At 75.0% G+C, this 16,320-nt stretch carries 15 protein-coding genes; 8 read left to right on the top strand and 7 right to left on the bottom strand.

Annotation, left to right across the window (positions count from 1 at the left end):
• Positions 1 to 40: 40 nt before the first annotated feature.
• Together ACFVXH_RS11965 and ACFVXH_RS11960 are read right to left on the bottom strand one after the other, a co-directional pair.
• A complete protein-coding gene (locus ACFVXH_RS11965) occupies positions 41 to 2,401 on the bottom strand; it encodes a hypothetical protein (RefSeq protein ID WP_387822584.1) in 2,361 nt (786 codons plus the stop codon).
• A 61-nt stretch (positions 2,402 to 2,462) separates the two neighbouring features.
• Positions 2,463 to 4,367 (bottom strand): ATP-binding protein, encoded by a 1,905-nt coding sequence (locus ACFVXH_RS11960; protein ID WP_049659465.1) that lies wholly within the window; start codon positions 4,365 to 4,367, stop codon positions 2,463 to 2,465.
• A 255-nt stretch (positions 4,368 to 4,622) separates the two neighbouring features.
• Here ACFVXH_RS11960 and ACFVXH_RS11955 point away from each other — a divergent pair, with 255 nt between their 5' ends.
• Positions 4,623 to 4,997 (top strand): hypothetical protein, encoded by a 375-nt coding sequence (locus tag ACFVXH_RS11955; RefSeq protein WP_380744315.1) that lies wholly within the window; start codon positions 4,623 to 4,625, stop codon positions 4,995 to 4,997.
• Positions 4,998 to 5,031: 34 nt separating this feature from the next.
• On the opposite strand, the gene ACFVXH_RS11950 is transcribed toward ACFVXH_RS11955, so the two are convergent.
• The gene (locus tag ACFVXH_RS11950; protein ID WP_380744317.1) at positions 5,032 to 6,192 is read right to left on the bottom strand and encodes a TetR/AcrR family transcriptional regulator; all 1,161 of its coding nucleotides are present in this window, start codon (positions 6,190 to 6,192) and stop codon (positions 5,032 to 5,034) included.
• A gap of 197 nt (positions 6,193 to 6,389) precedes the next feature.
• On the opposite strand from ACFVXH_RS11950, the gene ACFVXH_RS11945 reads away from it, so the two are divergent.
• Positions 6,390 to 7,547 carry an acyl-CoA dehydrogenase family protein gene (locus ACFVXH_RS11945; RefSeq protein WP_049659211.1) on the top strand — a complete coding sequence of 386 codons (1,158 nt, stop codon included), beginning with the start codon at positions 6,390 to 6,392 and terminating at the stop codon, positions 7,545 to 7,547.
• A gap of 118 nt (positions 7,548 to 7,665) precedes the next feature.
• Here the strand turns inward: ACFVXH_RS11945 and ACFVXH_RS11940 are convergent, their stop codons facing one another.
• Entirely contained in the window at positions 7,666 to 7,929 is a 264-nt protein-coding gene (locus ACFVXH_RS11940; RefSeq protein WP_074001753.1) for a hypothetical protein, read from the bottom strand.
• Positions 7,930 to 8,065: 136 nt separating this feature from the next.
• On the opposite strand from ACFVXH_RS11940, the gene ACFVXH_RS11935 reads away from it, so the two are divergent.
• Complete coding sequence (locus ACFVXH_RS11935; protein WP_049659213.1) at positions 8,066 to 8,383, top strand: hypothetical protein; 318 nt, start codon at positions 8,066 to 8,068, stop codon at positions 8,381 to 8,383.
• A 58-nt stretch (positions 8,384 to 8,441) separates the two neighbouring features.
• Here the strand turns inward: ACFVXH_RS11935 and ACFVXH_RS11930 are convergent, their stop codons facing one another.
• Positions 8,442 to 9,032: a TetR/AcrR family transcriptional regulator gene (locus ACFVXH_RS11930; protein ID WP_074001754.1), complete on the bottom strand. Its 591-nt coding sequence runs from the start codon at positions 9,030 to 9,032 to the stop codon at positions 8,442 to 8,444.
• A gap of 83 nt (positions 9,033 to 9,115) precedes the next feature.
• Here ACFVXH_RS11930 and ACFVXH_RS11925 point away from each other — a divergent pair, with 83 nt between their 5' ends.
• From ACFVXH_RS11925 to ACFVXH_RS11905, 5 genes are all read left to right on the top strand, one after another.
• Complete coding sequence (locus ACFVXH_RS11925) at positions 9,116 to 10,666, top strand: MFS transporter (protein WP_387822577.1); 1,551 nt, start codon at positions 9,116 to 9,118, stop codon at positions 10,664 to 10,666.
• 224 nt (positions 10,667 to 10,890) lie between these two features.
• Complete coding sequence (locus ACFVXH_RS11920) at positions 10,891 to 11,451, top strand: methyltransferase family protein (RefSeq protein WP_387822574.1); 561 nt, start codon at positions 10,891 to 10,893, stop codon at positions 11,449 to 11,451.
• Positions 11,452 to 11,672: 221 nt separating this feature from the next.
• Positions 11,673 to 11,963 carry a Sec-independent protein translocase subunit TatA gene (tatA, locus tag ACFVXH_RS11915; protein ID WP_049659292.1) on the top strand — a complete coding sequence of 97 codons (291 nt, stop codon included), beginning with the start codon at positions 11,673 to 11,675 and terminating at the stop codon, positions 11,961 to 11,963.
• A 228-nt stretch (positions 11,964 to 12,191) separates the two neighbouring features.
• Positions 12,192 to 13,529, top strand: a complete 1,338-nt coding sequence (locus ACFVXH_RS11910) for a hypothetical protein (protein ID WP_387822569.1) — start codon at positions 12,192 to 12,194, stop codon at positions 13,527 to 13,529.
• A gap of 87 nt (positions 13,530 to 13,616) precedes the next feature.
• A complete protein-coding gene (locus ACFVXH_RS11905; protein WP_053112473.1) occupies positions 13,617 to 14,141 on the top strand; it encodes an ion channel in 525 nt (174 codons plus the stop codon).
• Positions 14,142 to 14,207: 66 nt separating this feature from the next.
• Here ACFVXH_RS11905 and ACFVXH_RS11900 read toward each other — a convergent pair whose 3' ends face one another.
• On the bottom strand, positions 14,208 to 14,342 hold the full coding sequence (locus ACFVXH_RS11900) for a hypothetical protein (protein WP_387822566.1): 135 nt from the start codon (positions 14,340 to 14,342) through the stop codon (positions 14,208 to 14,210).
• Between the two features lie 20 nt (positions 14,343 to 14,362).
• Positions 14,363 to 16,024 carry a protein kinase gene (locus ACFVXH_RS11895; RefSeq protein ID WP_387822563.1) on the bottom strand — a complete coding sequence of 554 codons (1,662 nt, stop codon included), beginning with the start codon at positions 16,022 to 16,024 and terminating at the stop codon, positions 14,363 to 14,365.
• Positions 16,025 to 16,320: the final 296 nt, after the last annotated feature.

Raw genomic sequence — 16,320 nt, 5'->3', positions numbered from 1 at the left:
CGGGAGGGCCGGCCCGCCGGGGCCGTACGGTCGGGGGCGGTCAGAGCCCGTAGCGCTCGACCGTCTCCTCGTGCCGGGCGAGGTCCGCGCCGGCCGCCTTGGCCAGCTCCGGCCAGGCGAGCGGGTGCGCCCAGCCGCCGGTCAGCCGCAGCAGCAGGGCGTCGGCCTCGGCGGCCGAGGCGGTCGGCGGCACGCCGAGGGCCGCGTAGACGCCGGGCAGGGTGTCGCCGCCCTCCGCCGGGTCGGTGATCCGGTACTCGTCGCCGCTGTACACCCAGACCGCGCACCCGGCCTCGTGCAGCTCCTCGCGCAGCGCCGACCACGGCTCGTCGCCGGGCCAGCCGCCGTCGATCCAGTACGTGGTGTACCCGGCCGGGTCGAGCAGGGTGAGCAGCTCGAACACCGGGCGCCAGCGCTGCCGCTCCTCCTCGGGGGCGTCCTCGGCCGGCGGGCGCTCCAGCAGGGCCGGGGCGAAGACCACCACGTCGCCGTGGTTGAGCGTCAGGTCGTCGCCGAGCACCGGCAGGATGCGGGCGGTGGCCGGGCCCGTCCGGAGCGCGGGCAGGTCGGACGTCGCGCCGTTGGTGCGGGTGGCGCGGACGGTGACCAGCTGCCACTCCTCGTCCACCGGGCCCTCGGGCTCGTCGAACTCGATGTCGAGCAGCGCGCCGGTGGAGCGGACCACGGCCCAGTCCCGGTTGGCGGTGGCGGCGGTGATCAGGTGCCAGAGGTCCGGCTCCTGGACCGTCCGGTGGCCGTCCTCCTCCTCGGCGGCGCCGTCGGCCGGCGCCGCGCGCTCCAGCAGCTCCAGGTACATCCGCTGGGCGGTGGCGTGGTCGCCCAGTTCGGTGGCGGCGTGGGCGGCGAGGCGGCGGGTGTTGAGCACCTCGTCGTCCAGCGCCAGGATCTCCTGGCACCGCTCCAGCGCCTCGGCCCAGCGGCCCTCGGCGGCGGCCCAGCGGGCCCGTATCCAGTGCCCGTCGGCCGGGGCGGTGACGGCCACCCGGTCGGCGAGGCGGCGTATGCCCTCGGCGTCCCGGGCGTCGATCAGCATCTCGCCGAGCGCGCCGGTCAGCTCGCGGTCGGCCGGGTCGTCCTCCAGGTGCCGCCACAGCAGGTCGGCCGCGGCGCGGGCGTGGCCGAGGCCGCCCAGAACGGTGGCCAGGAGCACCGCCAGTTCGGTGGCGCCGGCCTGCTCACCCCGGTACCGGTCCAGGGCGACGGAGAGCAGGTCGGCGCCGGTCTCGTAGGGCACCCCGACCTCGGCCAGGTGCGCCGCCAGCTCGCCCGGCGGGACGGGCAGCTCGGGCTCCGGCAGTGCCTCGGCGGCCGCGCGCAGGGCCGCGACCTGCTCCGACACGCCGTCGGTGCGCCGCAGCCGGGTGAGCTTGCGCTCTCCGGTCGCGGCGAGGGTCAGGGCCACCGTGCGGGCGCCGCGGGCGAGCGCGAGCCGGCCCGCCGCCAGCAGCAGGTCCACGCAGGGGCGGTGCGCGCCGACGCCGTCCAGGTAGCCGACCCAGCCGGCCAGGACGGCGCCCAGCTCGGCGTCGTTCTCCCGGGCGCCGGCCGCGACCAGCAGCTCGGCCGTCTCCGCCCAGGTGCCGCGCAGGTCGGCGTGGCGTTCGGCCTCGGCCCGCTCGGGCAGCAGGGCGAGCGACTCCTCGGTGCGGCCGAGCGCGGCGAGCGCGCGGGCCCGCAGCAGGGCGCCCCAGCGCTGGTCCCGCTCGTCCAGGCGGCGCCCCTGCGTCTGCTCGGCCCGCTCGGCCGTCGCCAGCAGCTCCAGCACCTCCTCGTGCCGGCCCAGCAGGTGCAGGGTGCCGGCCCGGGCCTGGTGGAAGCGGAGCGAGACCGGCTGGCCGGCCGCCCGCATCCGGTTGGCCGCGGAGTCCAGGTGGTCCAGCGCCTCGGCCGCCCGGCCGTCGTCCTCCAGGGCGTCGGAGTACTCGCGGGAGAGGCAGTCGTAGCAGGCCCGGTCGGGCTCGATCCGGTCGAGCGTCTCGCCGACCACGGCGAGGCGCTCGGCCACGTACCCCGGCCCGTCGACCCGGGCGTGGCAGATCGCGAAGTCCTGCACCACGCAGACGGACTGCGGGCAGCCCTCGGTGTCCTCCCGGTGGGCGAACTCCAGCAGGTCGACCGCCTCGGGCAGCACCGCCTCGCCCTGCTGGCGCTTGTTCAGCAGGTTCTGCATCCGCCAGTGCCGCAGGTAGACCTCGACCCAGGGCAGGCCGAGCGCCCGGGCGGCGGCCACCGCCTCCGGGTAGAGCGCGTCCAGCTGCTCGTTGCGCCCCTCGGTGGCGTGCTCGGGCAGCTCGACGATGGCGTCGGCCAGCCGGTGGTGGCCGGCCTCGGCCAGCTGCCGGTGGGTGTCCCGCACCCAGGCCCAGATGTCGGTGGTCATGGCTGTTCCCCCTGCGTCGTGCTGATGAGTTGTCTACCGCACCCCACTGACAGTCCGTCCGTCACGGCTCCTCCGTGAGCGCGCCGGGGCTGTCCGGGACCTCCGGCAGCCCGGCCGGGACGGCGGCGGTCAGCGCGGAGACCGCGGTGCCGATGCCGGCCAGCGCGGCGGTGAGGTCGCCCTCGGACGGGCCGGACGAGGCCGCGGCCATGATCACCTTGATCGAGCGGAGCAGCCCGGCCGCGGTCGCGCTGCCGGTGTGCCCGGCGCGGTAGGCGGCGAGCAGGTCCCGGACCGCCGGGCTGGCCAGGTTGAGGTAGAGCCGGGCCCGGACCCCGCCGTCGGTGCGGGCGGTGAAGGCGCGGGCCAGCCGCAGGGCGGCGGACGGTATCCGGGCGTCCGCCTGGTCGTCCTCGATCCGGGCCTTCAGCTCGGCCTCGCGGTCCGGCACCAGCACCAGCGGCAGGCCGGGCGGGTCGAAGCGGGCCGGGACGAGCTGCTCGCCCGGGTCGGCGAGGGCGCCGGCCAGCCAGGCCGCCTCGTGCTCCGGCAGCGGGCGCTCCGGGTCGCGGAACAGCTCGCGGTTGCCGCGTTCGCTGCCCAGCTCGACCACCCGGCAGCCGCGCAGTTCGGCGTAGCGGTGCAGGAACGGCAGGACGGCGTAGCGGTCGCCGCGCGCGATCGGCACCCGCATCGCCCGGTACAGCATCTCCTCGAAGCCGCCGCCGCTGCCGAGCGCGACGTGCACCGCGCCGCCGCCCGCCGCGCGCAGCGCGCCGGCCGTGAGGTCGCCCTGGGAGGTGGGCACCGGGACGTCGTCGGCGAGCAGGGTGAACAGCCGCTCGTCGCAGAGCGCGGCGCCGAGCAGGTCGTTGCCGTGCCGGGTGAGGATGCGGCGCCAGGCGGCGGGCCGCAGCCGGGCGGTCTCGTACAGGCCGTCCACGATGGCGTCGGCGAGGGCCTTCCGGAGCGCGTGGTAGTGCTCGTCGCGCTGGAGGTCCTCGCGGCTGGCGGTGGGGGTGAGCCGGTCGGACTCGACCACGCCGCCGATGAACCCGGCCCAGCGGGGCAGCAGGTCGCGGGCGTCCTCGGCGAGCAGCATGCCGCGCAGGTAGACGGCGAGGTCGCGGTTGTCGCTGCTGCCGTAGCTGCCGCCGTCCTGGACCCAGAGCAGGCCGACCGCGTCGGTGGCGCCCTCGACCGGCTCGACCGGGAAGGCGGTGAGCGGCTCGAAGCGGCGGCCGAAGGCGGCGGCGAAGCGCATCCGGGCGGCGTACGGGTCGCCTTCCGGACGCCCGCGCCAGGGCACCTCGACGGAGTTGACCGGCCGCTCGTCCTCGCCGACGTGCACCGGGACCGACAGCAGCACGCAGTAGCGGCCGAGCACGTCGCGCAGGACGTCCTCGTCGGCGAGGTGGCCGTGCTCGGCCTTGAGCGCCAGCTCGACCACCGTGCCCGGCCGGGGCCGGGCGGGCACCGGCTCGACCTGGTACTGCTCGCCGCCGCGGCTGCGGTAGCGGTGGCCGAGCCCCGGCTCGCGGTGCGAGGTGGTGGTGACGGTGACCTCGTCGGCGACCGAGAAGGCGGAGAGGAAGCCCAGGCCGAAGGCGCCGATCAGCTCCTGGTTGCCGGTCAGTTCGCGCAGCATCCGGGTGTAGCCGGTGCCGACGGTGGCCAGGTAGGAGTGGATCTCGGGTTCGGTGAGGCCGGCGCCGGTGTCCTCGATGGCGACGGTCCGCCGGGCGGCGTCGGCGCGCACCCGGATCAGCGGGCGGTGGTCGCCGTCCGGGTCCTCCAGGAGCCGGCGGGTGTGCGAGTCGTGGGCGTTCTGGACGAGTTCGCGCAGGGCGACCAGCGGGGTGGAGTAGAGGTGGGTGGCGAGGACGTTCACCAGGCCGCCGAGATCGACCTCGGTCGTGCGCAGCTCCTCGGCGGGGGTGAACTCGGGCGGGGCACCATCAGACATGGGTCCTCAGTGTGCCAGTGCGACTATCTGGCGACCATTTCTTTCTTCTTGACGCCTTCCCGATGGAATGACGGAATGCGGTCAACTTCGACAACGTCGAATTGACCACCCCTCCACCATCGGGGGAATTGCCACCCGTTCGGTGGAGTTCGTCCACCCCACTGGTGAATGCTGAAGGCGCGACGCCACGTCCCGGCGCCCCGGGGCGGCCGCTCCGGGCGGCACCACCATTCGCTTCTCGCCAGGGAGACCAGCGTGTCCCGTATTCGCGCAGCCGCCGCCGTCACCGCCCTCGGGGCACTCCTCCTCGTCGGCCTCGGTGCCGCCACCGCGCACGCCGACAGCGGCTCCGGCGCCGGTGCGGGCAACCGTTCCAACGGCAGCGTGGTGAGCGACTCCGGCTCCGGCAACATCATCGGCACCGTCCACGGCAACGTGGTCAACACCCAGCAGACGGCCACCGGTTCGGGTGCGGGCAACCAGAACAACGGCGTCGCGGTGACGGGCAACGGCGGGACGGTCAGCGCCGACCAGGGCAACACCGTCCAGCACAAGTCCCTCCGGAGCGACGCTCCCCGGCGCGACCGCGGCGTCGACGCGCAGGTCTACTACCCGCACGTCCTCTACTAGGCCCCGCCGCCGACTCGCCCCGGGGGAGCCTCGGTCAGGAGAGCCCCAGCACCGCCCGGCCGAGCCGCAGCAGGCAGTCCCCGAGGTCCGGCCGGGCGTTGTGCGGACGGTTCCGCACCCCGTCGTTGACCAGCGCGAACAGCGCGTGCACCCGGATCCGGGCGGCCGCCGCGTCGTACCCGGGACGCACCTGCCGCAGCAGTCCGACCCAGGTGCGCAGGAAGTCCCGCCGGAAGTCCACCGCGGCCCGGCGGTCGGGCGGGGCCAGCCGCTCCGTCTCGCTGAGCATCGCGCCCAGGTAGTCCCCGTTGCGCAGCGCGAAGTCGACGTACGCGCCCAGCCCGGCGTCGAGCGCCGCCCCGGGCCCGGCGGCGGCCGCGATCGCGCCGTCCACCTCGTGCCAGAGCCGCTCGCGGCTGCGCACCAGCGAGGCGGCGAGCAGCTCGGCCTTGCTGTCGAAGTGCCGGTACACACTGGGGCCGGAGATGCCGACGGCGGCGCCGAGCTGGTCGGTGCTGACGTTGTCGAAGCCGCGCTGGTGGAACAGCCGTACGGCCGCCGCGAGCAGTTCCTCCCGGCGCGCCCGCGCCCCGGGCTCCGGCGTCGGCCGCGGCCCGGCCACGGCGGCGGGCCCCGCGGCCGTACCGCCCGGGGAGACCGCGAGGACGGCCGCGACCACCTCGCGCAGCAGCGCCTCGGCCCGTCGGGGCTGCGGCGCCGCCGACTGGTAGGAGAGCCCGGCGCAGGCCGAGAGCGCCGACCAGCAGAGCAACTCGGCGTCGCCGACGGCGAGTTCCGGCCGTTCCGCGCGCAACACGGCGACCATCAGGGCGACGTCCGCGCGCAGCTCGCGGCGCAGCGCCGCCCGCCGGGCCGGCGGCAGCAGCCGGGCGTCGCGCTGCACCAGGGTGCCGAGCGCACGGTGGCCGACCGCGACGGCGGCCAGCGCGGCTCCGAAGTCGGCGGTGGTGCGGGCCGGGCGCAGGCCCTCGGCGAGCGCGTCCAGGCCCAACCGGACGGCGCGGTCGAGCAGTTCGGGCTTGCCGCGGAAGTGTCGGTAGAGCGCGGGCGCGGTGATGCCGACACCGGCGGCGACCTCGGTCATCGAGACCTGGTGGTAGCCGCTGCGGTGGAAGCGGTCGGCGGCCACGGCCAGGATCTGGGCGCGCCGCCCGGGCGGCCGTCGGACCACCATGACACGCCTCCCCGCCGTCTCCCCGGACACTCCCAGCAGGCTAGCAAGGATTCACTTGCCGCCCCCGCCGCCCGTGCTCCAATAGCCTTCGGACGCTGGACAGTCGAAGCTACCCCGGATTAACTTGTGGGGCCATCACCAGGCACGTTCCGCCCCGGCCGGCAGCCCCGGCCGGTGCCGTCGAAGGGAGCGCCGCCGTGCGCCGCACCGTGTTCAACGAGGACCACGAGGCCTTCCGGGAGACCATCCGGGACTTCATCGCCAACGAGGTCGTCCCGGTCTACGAGAGCTGGGAGGCCGAGGGCCACCCGCCGCGCGACTTCTACCGGCAGCTCGGCGCGCTCGGCGTCTACGGCATCGAGGTGCCGGAGGAGTACGGCGGCGCGGGCGAGAGCGGGTTCAAGTACCAGGCGGTGGTCGCCGAGGAGACCGCCCGGGCGGGCGTCAGCTTCGGCTCCTCGGGCGTGCACACCGGCCTGGTGCTGCCGTACCTGCTGGAGTACGCCACCGAGGAGCAGAAGCGGCGCTGGCTGCCCGGCTTCGTCTCCGGCGACATCATGACCGCGATCGCGATGACCGAGCCGGGCGCCGGCTCCGACCTCGCGGGCATCACCACCACCGCGCGGCTCTCCGAGGACGGCACCCACTACGTCCTGAACGGCGCCAAGACCTTCATCACCGGCGGCGTGCTGGCCGACCTCGTCCTGGTGGTCTGCCGCACCGCCCCGTACGACCCGGAGAACCGCCGGGCCGGGCTGTCCATCCTCTGCGTGGACACCTCCTCCGCGGGCTACACCGTCGGCCGCAAGCTCCAGAAGATCGGCCTGCGCACCTCGGACACCGCCGAGCTGGCGTTCAGCGACGTCCGGGTGCCGGTGGAGAACCTGCTCGGCGAGGAGGGCCGGGCGTTCTCCTACCTGACCCACAACCTGGTGCAGGAGCGGCTGGCGATCGCCGTCGGCGCCTACGCGGCGTCCGCGGCGGCGGTGCGGTTCGCGGTGCAGTACGTCAAGGACCGCAAGGTGTTCGGCAAGGCGGTGGCCGAGTTCCAGAACACCAAGTTCACCCTGGCCGACTGCGAGGCCCAGGTGGTGGCGCAGCAGTCGATGGTGGACCGGGCGCTGGAGCTGTACCAGGACGGCGAGCTGACCGTCGCGGACGCGGCCGCGGCGAAGCTGTTCTGCACCGAGTCGGCCTCCACCGTGATCGACAAGTGCCTCCAGCTGCACGGCGGTTACGGCTACATCCTGGAGTACCCGATCGCCCGGCTCTACACCGACAACCGGGTGTTCCGGATCTACGGCGGCACCAGCGAGGTCATGCGCAGCATCATCGCCAAGTCGCTCGGGCTGTAGGGCCGTTCGGGCCGTTCGGGCCGTTCGGGCCGTTCGGGCCGTTCGGGCCGTTCGGGCCGGGTGCGGTGGGCCGCCCGGAGGCGTGACCCGCCGCACCCGGACCGACGACCGCACCGGCTCAGTTGGGCGAGCCGTGCTGGGCGCGCCAGGCGTCCCAGCCGGCCGAGGACGCCACCTTCGCGTCGTGCAGGGCCCGCTGGGCGAGCGCGGTCGGAGCGGTCTCCAGGCTCCGCAGCCAGCCGCGGCCGGCGGTGAACAGCGCGGCGCACACCATCGCCGCGCCGGCCGCGCCGAGCAGCGATCCGACGCCGGTGAGCACCACGCCGCCGGCCAGCAGCGAGCGGTTGACCTGAAGCCCGTTGAAGATCTGGTTGGTCGCCATGCCTCCACGATGCGGGCAGTCGGCGGGGGCTGCACCTCGGGCCGCTCCGGGGCGCGGGGCCCTTCCGGGGTGCGGGGCCCCCGGGCGTCCGCGACCCTGGGCACACGGAGTGCGCCCGGAGCGAGGAGGAGGCGCGATGCCCGATCTCGAACAGCTCGCCGTGGAGCACGCCGCCCGGGCGGCCGAGAGCCCGCACGGGCGCAGCGCCCACCTGGTCCTGCACGACGGGATCCTGCGGCAGACCGTGATCGCGCTGACCGCGGGCACCGCGCTGGACGAGCACAACCCGCCCACCGCGGGCAGCGTCCAGGTGCTGCGCGGCCGGGTCTCGCTGACCATCGCCGGCCGGCGGCTGGAACTGGCGGCCGGCCGCCTGGAGCCCGTCCCGCAGGAGCGGCACGGGCTGCTGGCGCACGTCGACTCGGTGGTGCTGCTGACCGCCGTCACCGCGTAGCGGGCGGCGGAACACCCGCTACGGGCGCGCGGGGCGCACCCCACGGGCGGGACGTTCCCTACGGCCGCACGGGGTTGAACACACTGTCGCTGACCAGCCGCAGCCCGCGCAGGAAGTCCTGCCCGCTGGGCGCGAGTTCGGGCGCGGCCAGCCACTGGGCGCAGTAACCGGCCAGCAGGGTCTGGTAGAAGCTCCCGAGGGCGACCTCCTCCTCGGTGTCCGGCACCTCGGGCAGCCCCCGGAACACCGCGGCGAGGCCGAGCCGGCCCTCCTTCTGCGCCGCCGCGAAGGCCTGCGCCAGCTCGGGGGCGTGCCCGGCCTGGGCGAGCGCCTCGAACTGGGCCGCCCAGAGCCCGCGGTGCTCGACGAAGACGTCCCGCAGCCCGTCCCAGACGGCCGCGAAGCGCACCTCCGGGTCGTCCGACACCTGGTTGGCGGCGATCACCACCGCGCCGAGCGCCTCCCCCATCTCCCCGATCGCCTCGATCATCGCCGCGTTGAGCAGCGTCTCCTTCGAGCCGAAGTGGTAGCCGATCGCGGCCAGGCTGACGCCGGAGGCGGTCGCGATGTCACGGGCGGTGGTGCGCCCGTAGCCCTTCTCGTACAGGCAGCGCTTGGCGCCGGCCATCAGGTCTTCGCGGTTTCCCATGCCCCGATCCTACGGAAGAACTGAACAGATGTCTTGCACATATGTACTAGACAAGCGTCTGACACATCCGTACCGTCTTCCCCATGACCGCAACCACCGGCCGAGCAGGCCGTCGCGAATGGATCGGCCTGGCCGTCCTCCTGCTCCCGACCCTCGTCCTCACCATGGACATGGGCGTGCTCTTCTTCGCCGTCCCGTACATCTCCACCACGCTGGCGCCGAGCGGCACCCAGCAGCTGTGGATCATGGACATGTACTCGTTCCTGCTGGCCGGGCTGCTGATCACGATGGGCGCGCTGGGCGACCGGATCGGCCGCCGTCGGCTGCTGATGATCGGCGCCGCCGGCTTCGCGGGCGCCTCGCTGCTGGCCGCCTGGTCGCACGACGCCGGCCAGCTCATCGCGGCCCGCGCCGTGCTCGGCGCCGCCGGGGCCACCGTGATGCCCTCGACCCTCGCGCTGATCCGCACGATGTTCCACGACCCCAGGCAGCGGCAGGTCGCGCTCGGCGCCTGGGGCGGCATCCTCACCGCCGGGGCCACCCTCGGCCCGGTCGCCGGCGGCCTGCTGCTGGAGCACTTCTGGTGGGGCTCGGCCTTCCTGCTCGCCGTCCCGGTCATGGCCCTGGTGCTGCTGACCGCGCCCGTCCTGCTCCCCGAGTACCGTTCCACCCGCCGCACCGGCCGTTTCGACCTGCTCGGCGCCGCGCTGTCGCTGGCCGCGATCCTGCCGCTGGTCTACGGCGTCAAGACGATCGCCGTCGAGGGCTGGAGCCTCCTGCCCGGGCTCGCCGTCGTCGCCGGACTCCTGCTGGCCGGCGCCTTCGTCCAGCGCCAGCGCACCGCCGCGAACCCGCTGCTCGACCTCGGCCTGTTCCGGATCCGCACCTTCAGCGGCGCGATCAGCGTCAACAGCATCGCGATGTTCGCGATGATGGGCTTCGCCCTCTTCACCTCCCAGTACCTCCAGCTGGTCAAGGGCATGAGCCCGCTGACCGCCTCGCTCTGGTCGCTGGTGCCGAGCCTGGGCGTCGGCGCGGCGGTCGGCGTCAGCTCGGCGCTGGCCGGCCGGGTCCGCCCGGCGGTGCTGATGGGCGGCGGCTTCCTGGTCGGCTCGGCGGGCTTCGCGTTGATGACCCAGGTCGGCCCGCACTCCCCGCTGGCACTCGTCCTCACCGCGGCCGGCGTACTGGCCGCCGGGACGGTCGGCACCATGACGATGACCGCCGAGATGGTCGTCTCCGCCGCCCCGGTCGAGCAGGCCGGCGCCGCCTCCGCCACCTCCGAGACCGCCGTCGAACTCGGCAGCTCCCTCGGCATCGCCCTGCTCGGCGCGGCCGGCGCCGCCGTCTACCACCATCGGCTGGACGGCGCCCTCCCGGCCGGCGTCGACGGCGAGGCCGCCCGGACCGCCCAGGACACCCTCGGCGGCGCGGCCACCGTCGCCGCCCACCTGCCCGACCGGCTCGGCGCCGACCTGCTGGAGACCGCCCGCACCGCCTTCACCGACGGCCTGCACGTCGCCGCCGTGGTCGGCCTGCTCTTCGCCCTGGGCGCCGCGGCCCTGGCCTACCGCCTGATGCGCCACCTCCCGGCCGCCGCCCCCGCCCCCGCCCCGGAGCCCGTCACCGCCTGACCCGGCCGGCCCGATCCACGCGAGTCATCGAGAGCCCCCGCCCACCCGGGCGGGGGCTCTCCGCCGTTCCGCGCCCCGAACCCCGCCCGACCGCCGCGCGACGCCCGCGCCCGGCCTCCACCCGGGGGTGGACCGCGGTGGGTCCACCCCCGGGTGCGTGCCCCGGCCGCCCACCGGGGAGGACCGTGGAAGCACACCTCGGACCCGACCGCCGGGAGCCCCTCATGTCCCTGCCCGCCCTCCTCTCCCTCCTCGGCCTCCTCTGCTGGATCGCCTACGAGCTGCTGCTGCGCCGGCGCGAGGACGCCTCCGCCGGCAGCTGGCACGGCGACCGCGGGTCGACCCGGCTGCTGCTCGGCTGCTACGCCCTCTCCGTCCTGGCCGTGGTGCTGTTCGACCGCGCCGCGGTCGGCGAACTGCCCACCTGGGCCCGCTGGTTCGGGGTGGCCGCGGTGGCCGCCGGGCTGGCGCTGCGGGCCTGGGGCATGCGCACCCTGGGCCGCTACTACACCCGCACCCTGCGCACCGTGGACACCCAGCGCGTGGTCCGCACCGGCCCGTACCGGCTGATCCGGCACCCCGGCTACGCCGGCAGCCTGCTGGTCTGGGTCGGCTACGCGGTCGGCACCGGCAGCTGGGCCGCCGCCCTGGTGGTCGCGGCCCTGCTGCTCGCCGCGTACGGCTGGCGGATCTCCGCCGAGGAGCGCCTGCTGCTGGACGCCCTCGGGAGCGAGTACGCGGAGTACCGCCGGGTGTCGAAGCGTCTGGTGCCGTTCATCTACTGATCGGATACCGATCGGAGCGGAGCGGTCGGCGGGTGTGAGCTTCGGCACCCGCATTCGGCCAGGTGGACGGCGCGGCGCTCGCGATCCGCTCGAACGGCACCTGGTTTTTGGCCAGCGTTTCCCAGCTGGTGTATCCGTTCTCCGTCATGGCCAGGCATACTGGCCAACACGGGCGCTGGCGCCCGCCACGACTCTAGACAAGAAGGGACCGGTGGCCAGGGATGCTGCGGAACGGTCTTGAGCCCTGGCACATTCTCGTGGTGCTGGCGGTCGTCATCCTGCTGTTCGGATCGAAGAAGCTGCCCGAGATGGCCCGCGGTCTGGGCAAGTCCATGCGCATCCTGAAGGCCGAGACGAAGGCCATGCGCGAGGACGACACCCCGGCGGACGCCGCTGCCGCCGGTACCGCGCAGAGCACCGCCGCTCCCCAGCAGAGCGCCGACCGCCCGGCCGTCACGCCGACCAACGTGACCAAAGCCACCGAGACCAAGCGGCCCGAGACGACCGCCTGATCCTCCTTTCTCCTCCGGAAAGCCCCTGGTGACCCCACCAGGGGCTTTCCGCCGTTCCGGGCCGTTCGCGGGGCCGCTCAGCGGCTGGTCGCGGGCCCGCACAGGGGCTGGTCGCGGGCCCGCACAGGGGCTGGTCGCGGGGCCGTTCCCGCCACCGCGCCTCCCGACTGGCCGTCCGATCTGATCCGTTGTCTCCTGGATTGCACCCCGGAGGAACGGAGTCCCGGCATGCCGACCGACCGGCCCGGCGACGAGCTGGCCGAGCTGCGGGCCCGGCTGAGCGCCGTCGAGGCCCAGGAGGCACGGCTCGCCCGACAGTTGGCGACCGGCCCGGCGCGGCAGCCGACGGACCGTCCGCCGCCCCGGCACCGGGTGCGCTCCTTCTTCGCCGCCCTGCTGATCGTGCTGGCCTGCGTGCTCACCCCGCTCAGCGCCCTCGCCTTCTGGGCGAGGTCCCAGATCAGCGACACCGACCGCTACCTCGCGACGATGGCCCCGCTGGCCAGGGACCCCCGGATCAAGACGGCCGTCACCGACCGGGTGACCGCCGAGATCGTGAAGCAGCTCCCGCTCGACTCGCTGCTCGACGGCCTCGCCCCGGCCGACCGGCCCCAGCTCGGCGCCCTGCTGGGCGGCATCGGCCAGGCCCTGACCGACGGACTCAGCGGCCTCGTCCACACCCAGGTCGCCCGGCTCGTGGACAGCGACGCCTTCGTCGCCCTCTGGACGGAGGTCAACCGCAACGCGCACGCCGCCCTGGAGAAGATGGTGACCGGACAGGGCGGCGGCGCCGTCGAGGTCCGCAACGACACCGTGGTGCTGGACCTCGCCCCGGTGATCGCCCGGGTGAAGTCCGCGCTGGTCGACCAGGGCGTCCCGCTGGCCTCCCGGATCCCGGAGATCCACACCTCGTACCCGCTGGTGCAGTCCGACGCCATCCCCAAGGTCCGCACCGCCCTGCGGGTCCTGGACCTGGCCGGCTTCTGGGTCCCGGTGCTGGCCGGCGCCTGCGCGCTCGGCGGGGTGCTGCTCGCGACCCGGCGGCGCCAGGCGGTGGTGACGACGGCCCTCGGCATGGCGGGCGGTGCGCTGCTGCTGGGCATCGGGCTGAGCGTGTTCCGGGCCGTCTACCTGGACCGGCTCCCCGCCGACGTCGACCAGGCCGTCGCCCAGGCGGTGTACGACACCCTGGTGCGGTACCTGCGCTCGGCCGTCCGGGTGGTGGTCACCCTCGGGCTGCTGGTCGCGCTCGGCGCCTGGGTCATCGGCCCCGGGCGCTGGGCACGCGCCGTCCGGGGCGGCTGGCGCGCCGGACTGGGCGCGGTACGGCGGGTGGCCGGACGGTCCGGGCTGCGGCTCGGGCCGGTCGGCCGGTTCGTCCACCGCTGGAAGGCCCCGCTCGGCTGGCTGGCGGTGGCGCTCGCGGCGCTGGCCTTCGTCCTGTGGAGCTACCCGACGGTGCTGGTGACGCTCTGTCTGGCGCTCGGGCTGGTCGCCGTCCTGGCGGTGCTGGAGCTGCTGGACGAGCCGGGGCGGCCCGGGGAAGGAACCCGGGCCCCGGCCTGAGCGGGCCGGCCCGCCCGGGCACCGGGCTTGGCCTGAGCGGAGCAGTCCGACGGGCGCCGGAGGGTGCGGTGGCCGAGGCTGAGCGGGATGTCCGAGAACCCGCTGCCGCCGCCCGCCGACCTGCGGGCCTGGTCCTGGCTGCTCGGCGCGTCCACGCTGCTGATGCTCGGGTACTTCCTGCTGCCGCTGCAGTTGCTGGGCGAGCGCCGGCCGCTGCTGAGCTGGCTGGTGTTCGCGGGGGCGCTGGTCGGGCTGACCTGGCTGATGCTCGCCAAGATCGTCGGGGTGATGCGGGGGACGGCCAGGCAGCCGGTGCTCTGGCTGGCCTTCCTGATCTTCCTGGCGCTGACCATCTTCGCCGCCACGTACTACGTCCTGGGCGCCCACAAGGCGGAGTTCGCCGGACTGGAGACCCGGCTGGACGCCCTCTACTTCACCGTCGTGACGATGGCGACGGTGGGCTACGGCGACATCACCCCGGCCGGGCAGACCGCACGGCTCGTGGTGGTGCTCCAGATCGGGTACAACTTCGTCTTCCTCGCGGCGGCCGCCGGAACGGCCTCCCGGGCGATCCGCGGCAACGTCGAACGCAGGATCCGCGAGCGGGGCTGAACCGGCCCGACGTACGGCCCGGTCACCGCACAGTGTTGTCCACAGGCTGTGGACAACACTGTGGGCTCAGCAGCGGCCGGTGTCGATCACGCGGAAGCGATTGCCCTCGGTGTCGGCCGGGACCACGAAGTCCGGGTCCTCGGGGTAGCGCTTCCAGTCGACGCGCTCGGCGCCGAGGGCGGCGGTACCGAGCGTCGGCACACCGCCATCGTGGCGGCCCGTCAGTCGTCCTGGAAGTCGGCGGTGGTGTGGAGGGTGGCGTACAGGGCGGAGAGGCGGGCGTTCCAGTTGGCGTAGGTGGGGACGTCGACGGCGTGCTTCTTGCCCATGTCCCGGATCACCTTCTGGGCGTCCTTGAGCTCCTGCGCGGCGTCGTCCGGGTTGCCCTCGTTGAGGCGGGCGGCGGTGGTGTCGAGGATCCTGAGCAGCTCCGCCTGCTTGTCCCGCTCCTTGCCGACCTGGGCCTGGGCGACGGCCTGGCGGAAGGCCTGGATCTGCAGCGCGGCGGGCTGGTTGCGCGGGACGGCCTGGGTGGGGGCCGGGGGTGCGGACGGGGGCGCCGAGGGGGTGGTGGGGGCCGCCGAGGTCGCGGTCGGGGAGGCCTTCTGGGTGGGCGTCGCGGCCGAACCGGCGGGGGTGGTGGGGGCGGTGGCCGCGGCCGGTTTGGCGGCGGCCGCGTTGCCGGCCGGCTCGTCGAAGGCGGTCAGGGCCAGCGCCGTGACGCCGGCCAGGCCCGCCACGCCCAACGCCCCGAGCACCAGCGGCTTTCGGCGGCCTCGGGCGGGCGCGGGCCTGGCGGCGGGGGCGGGCGCCGGGGCGCGCATCGGGGCGGGGACCGGGCCGGGAATGGGCGCCATCACCGAGGTGGCGGCCGGGGGTTGGGGCGGCAGCAGGGTGGTGTGCTGCTGGTCCGGCTGGCCCAGCTGGTTCGGCTGGCTCAGCTGGTTCGGCTGGCTCAGCTGGTTCGGCTGGTTCGACGGCGGGGAGAAGGGCACGGGCGGCAGCAGCTGGGTGGCGGCGCCGGCGGTGTTCGCGAGCAGTTCCGCCGTCGGGTCCCCGACCATCAGTCCCGGTACCGTGCCAAGGAGTTCGGCCCGGGCGGCGGCCGCGTCGGCCGGGCGGTCCGCCGGGTTCTTGGCCAGCAGCCGCAGCACCGCCGCGTCCAGCGCGGGCGGCAGGCCGGGGCGCCGGACGGAGGGCGGCAGCGGCTGCTCGCTGACGTGCTTGAAGGCGATCGCCACCGGGGTCTCGGCGGTGAACGGGGTCGCGCCGGTGAGCATCTCGGTGAGCACGCAGCCGACCGCGTACAGGTCGGTCCGGCCGTCCAGCGCCGAGGCGGTGGCCTGCTCGGGCGAGAGGTAGGCGGCCGTGCCGAGCACGCTCGCGGTCTGGGTCAGGTTGCTGGAGGAGCCGGCCCGGGCGATGCCGAAGTCGACGACCTTCACCCCGCCGTCGTCGGTGATCATGATGTTTCCGGGCTTGATGTCCCGGTGCACCAGCCCGGCCGCGTGCGCGACCGACAGCGCCTCGCAGACCGCCGCCGCGATGCCGACCGCGCGCTCCACCGGCAGGACCTGCTGCTCCGCCAGCAGGGCGGCCAGCGAACGGCCGGTGACCAGCTCCATGACGATGAACGGGGTGCCCTGGTCCACGCCCGAGTCGAAGACCATGACGATCCTCGGGTGCACCAGCATGGCCGCGTGCTGGGCCTCGCGGCTGAAGCGCTCGGCGAAGCGGGGGTCGTCGGCGAGGCCGCCGTTGAGGACCTTGACGGCCACCTGACGGCCCAGCACCCGGTCCACCCCGCGCCAGACGGTCGCCATGCCGCCGACGCCGAGTATCCCGACGAGTTCGTAACGCCCGTTCAGCGCCCGTCCGATCACCTGGAGCTCCCCTCACGTGCCCTGGCCCCGGGGTCCCGGGCCGCCTCGTGCACCCGTGCACGATAGCCGCACCGCCGAGCGGGTCCGCCGGGGGCGGAGGGTGGCGGTCGGGGGACCGGGCAGCGGTCCCCCGGCCGCCGGCACGGGGGTGCGGCCCGCCCTGACTGCGGGAGGGCGGGCCGCACGTTTCCGGGCCGGCCGGGCCGGAGGCGCGTCCGGGGTGCGCCTACCGGTCCGGCCGGAGCCGGCCGGGTGGCCGGTTGGCACGGGGGAGCCGACCGGCCACCCGGGGGTCT

This window comes from Kitasatospora sp. NPDC058184, assembly GCF_042883725.1.
Classification (GTDB): Bacteria; Actinomycetota; Actinomycetes; order Streptomycetales; family Streptomycetaceae; genus Kitasatospora.
The sequence above is the reverse complement of the archived record's forward strand: the minus strand, read 5'-3'. Positions and strand labels throughout refer to the sequence as shown.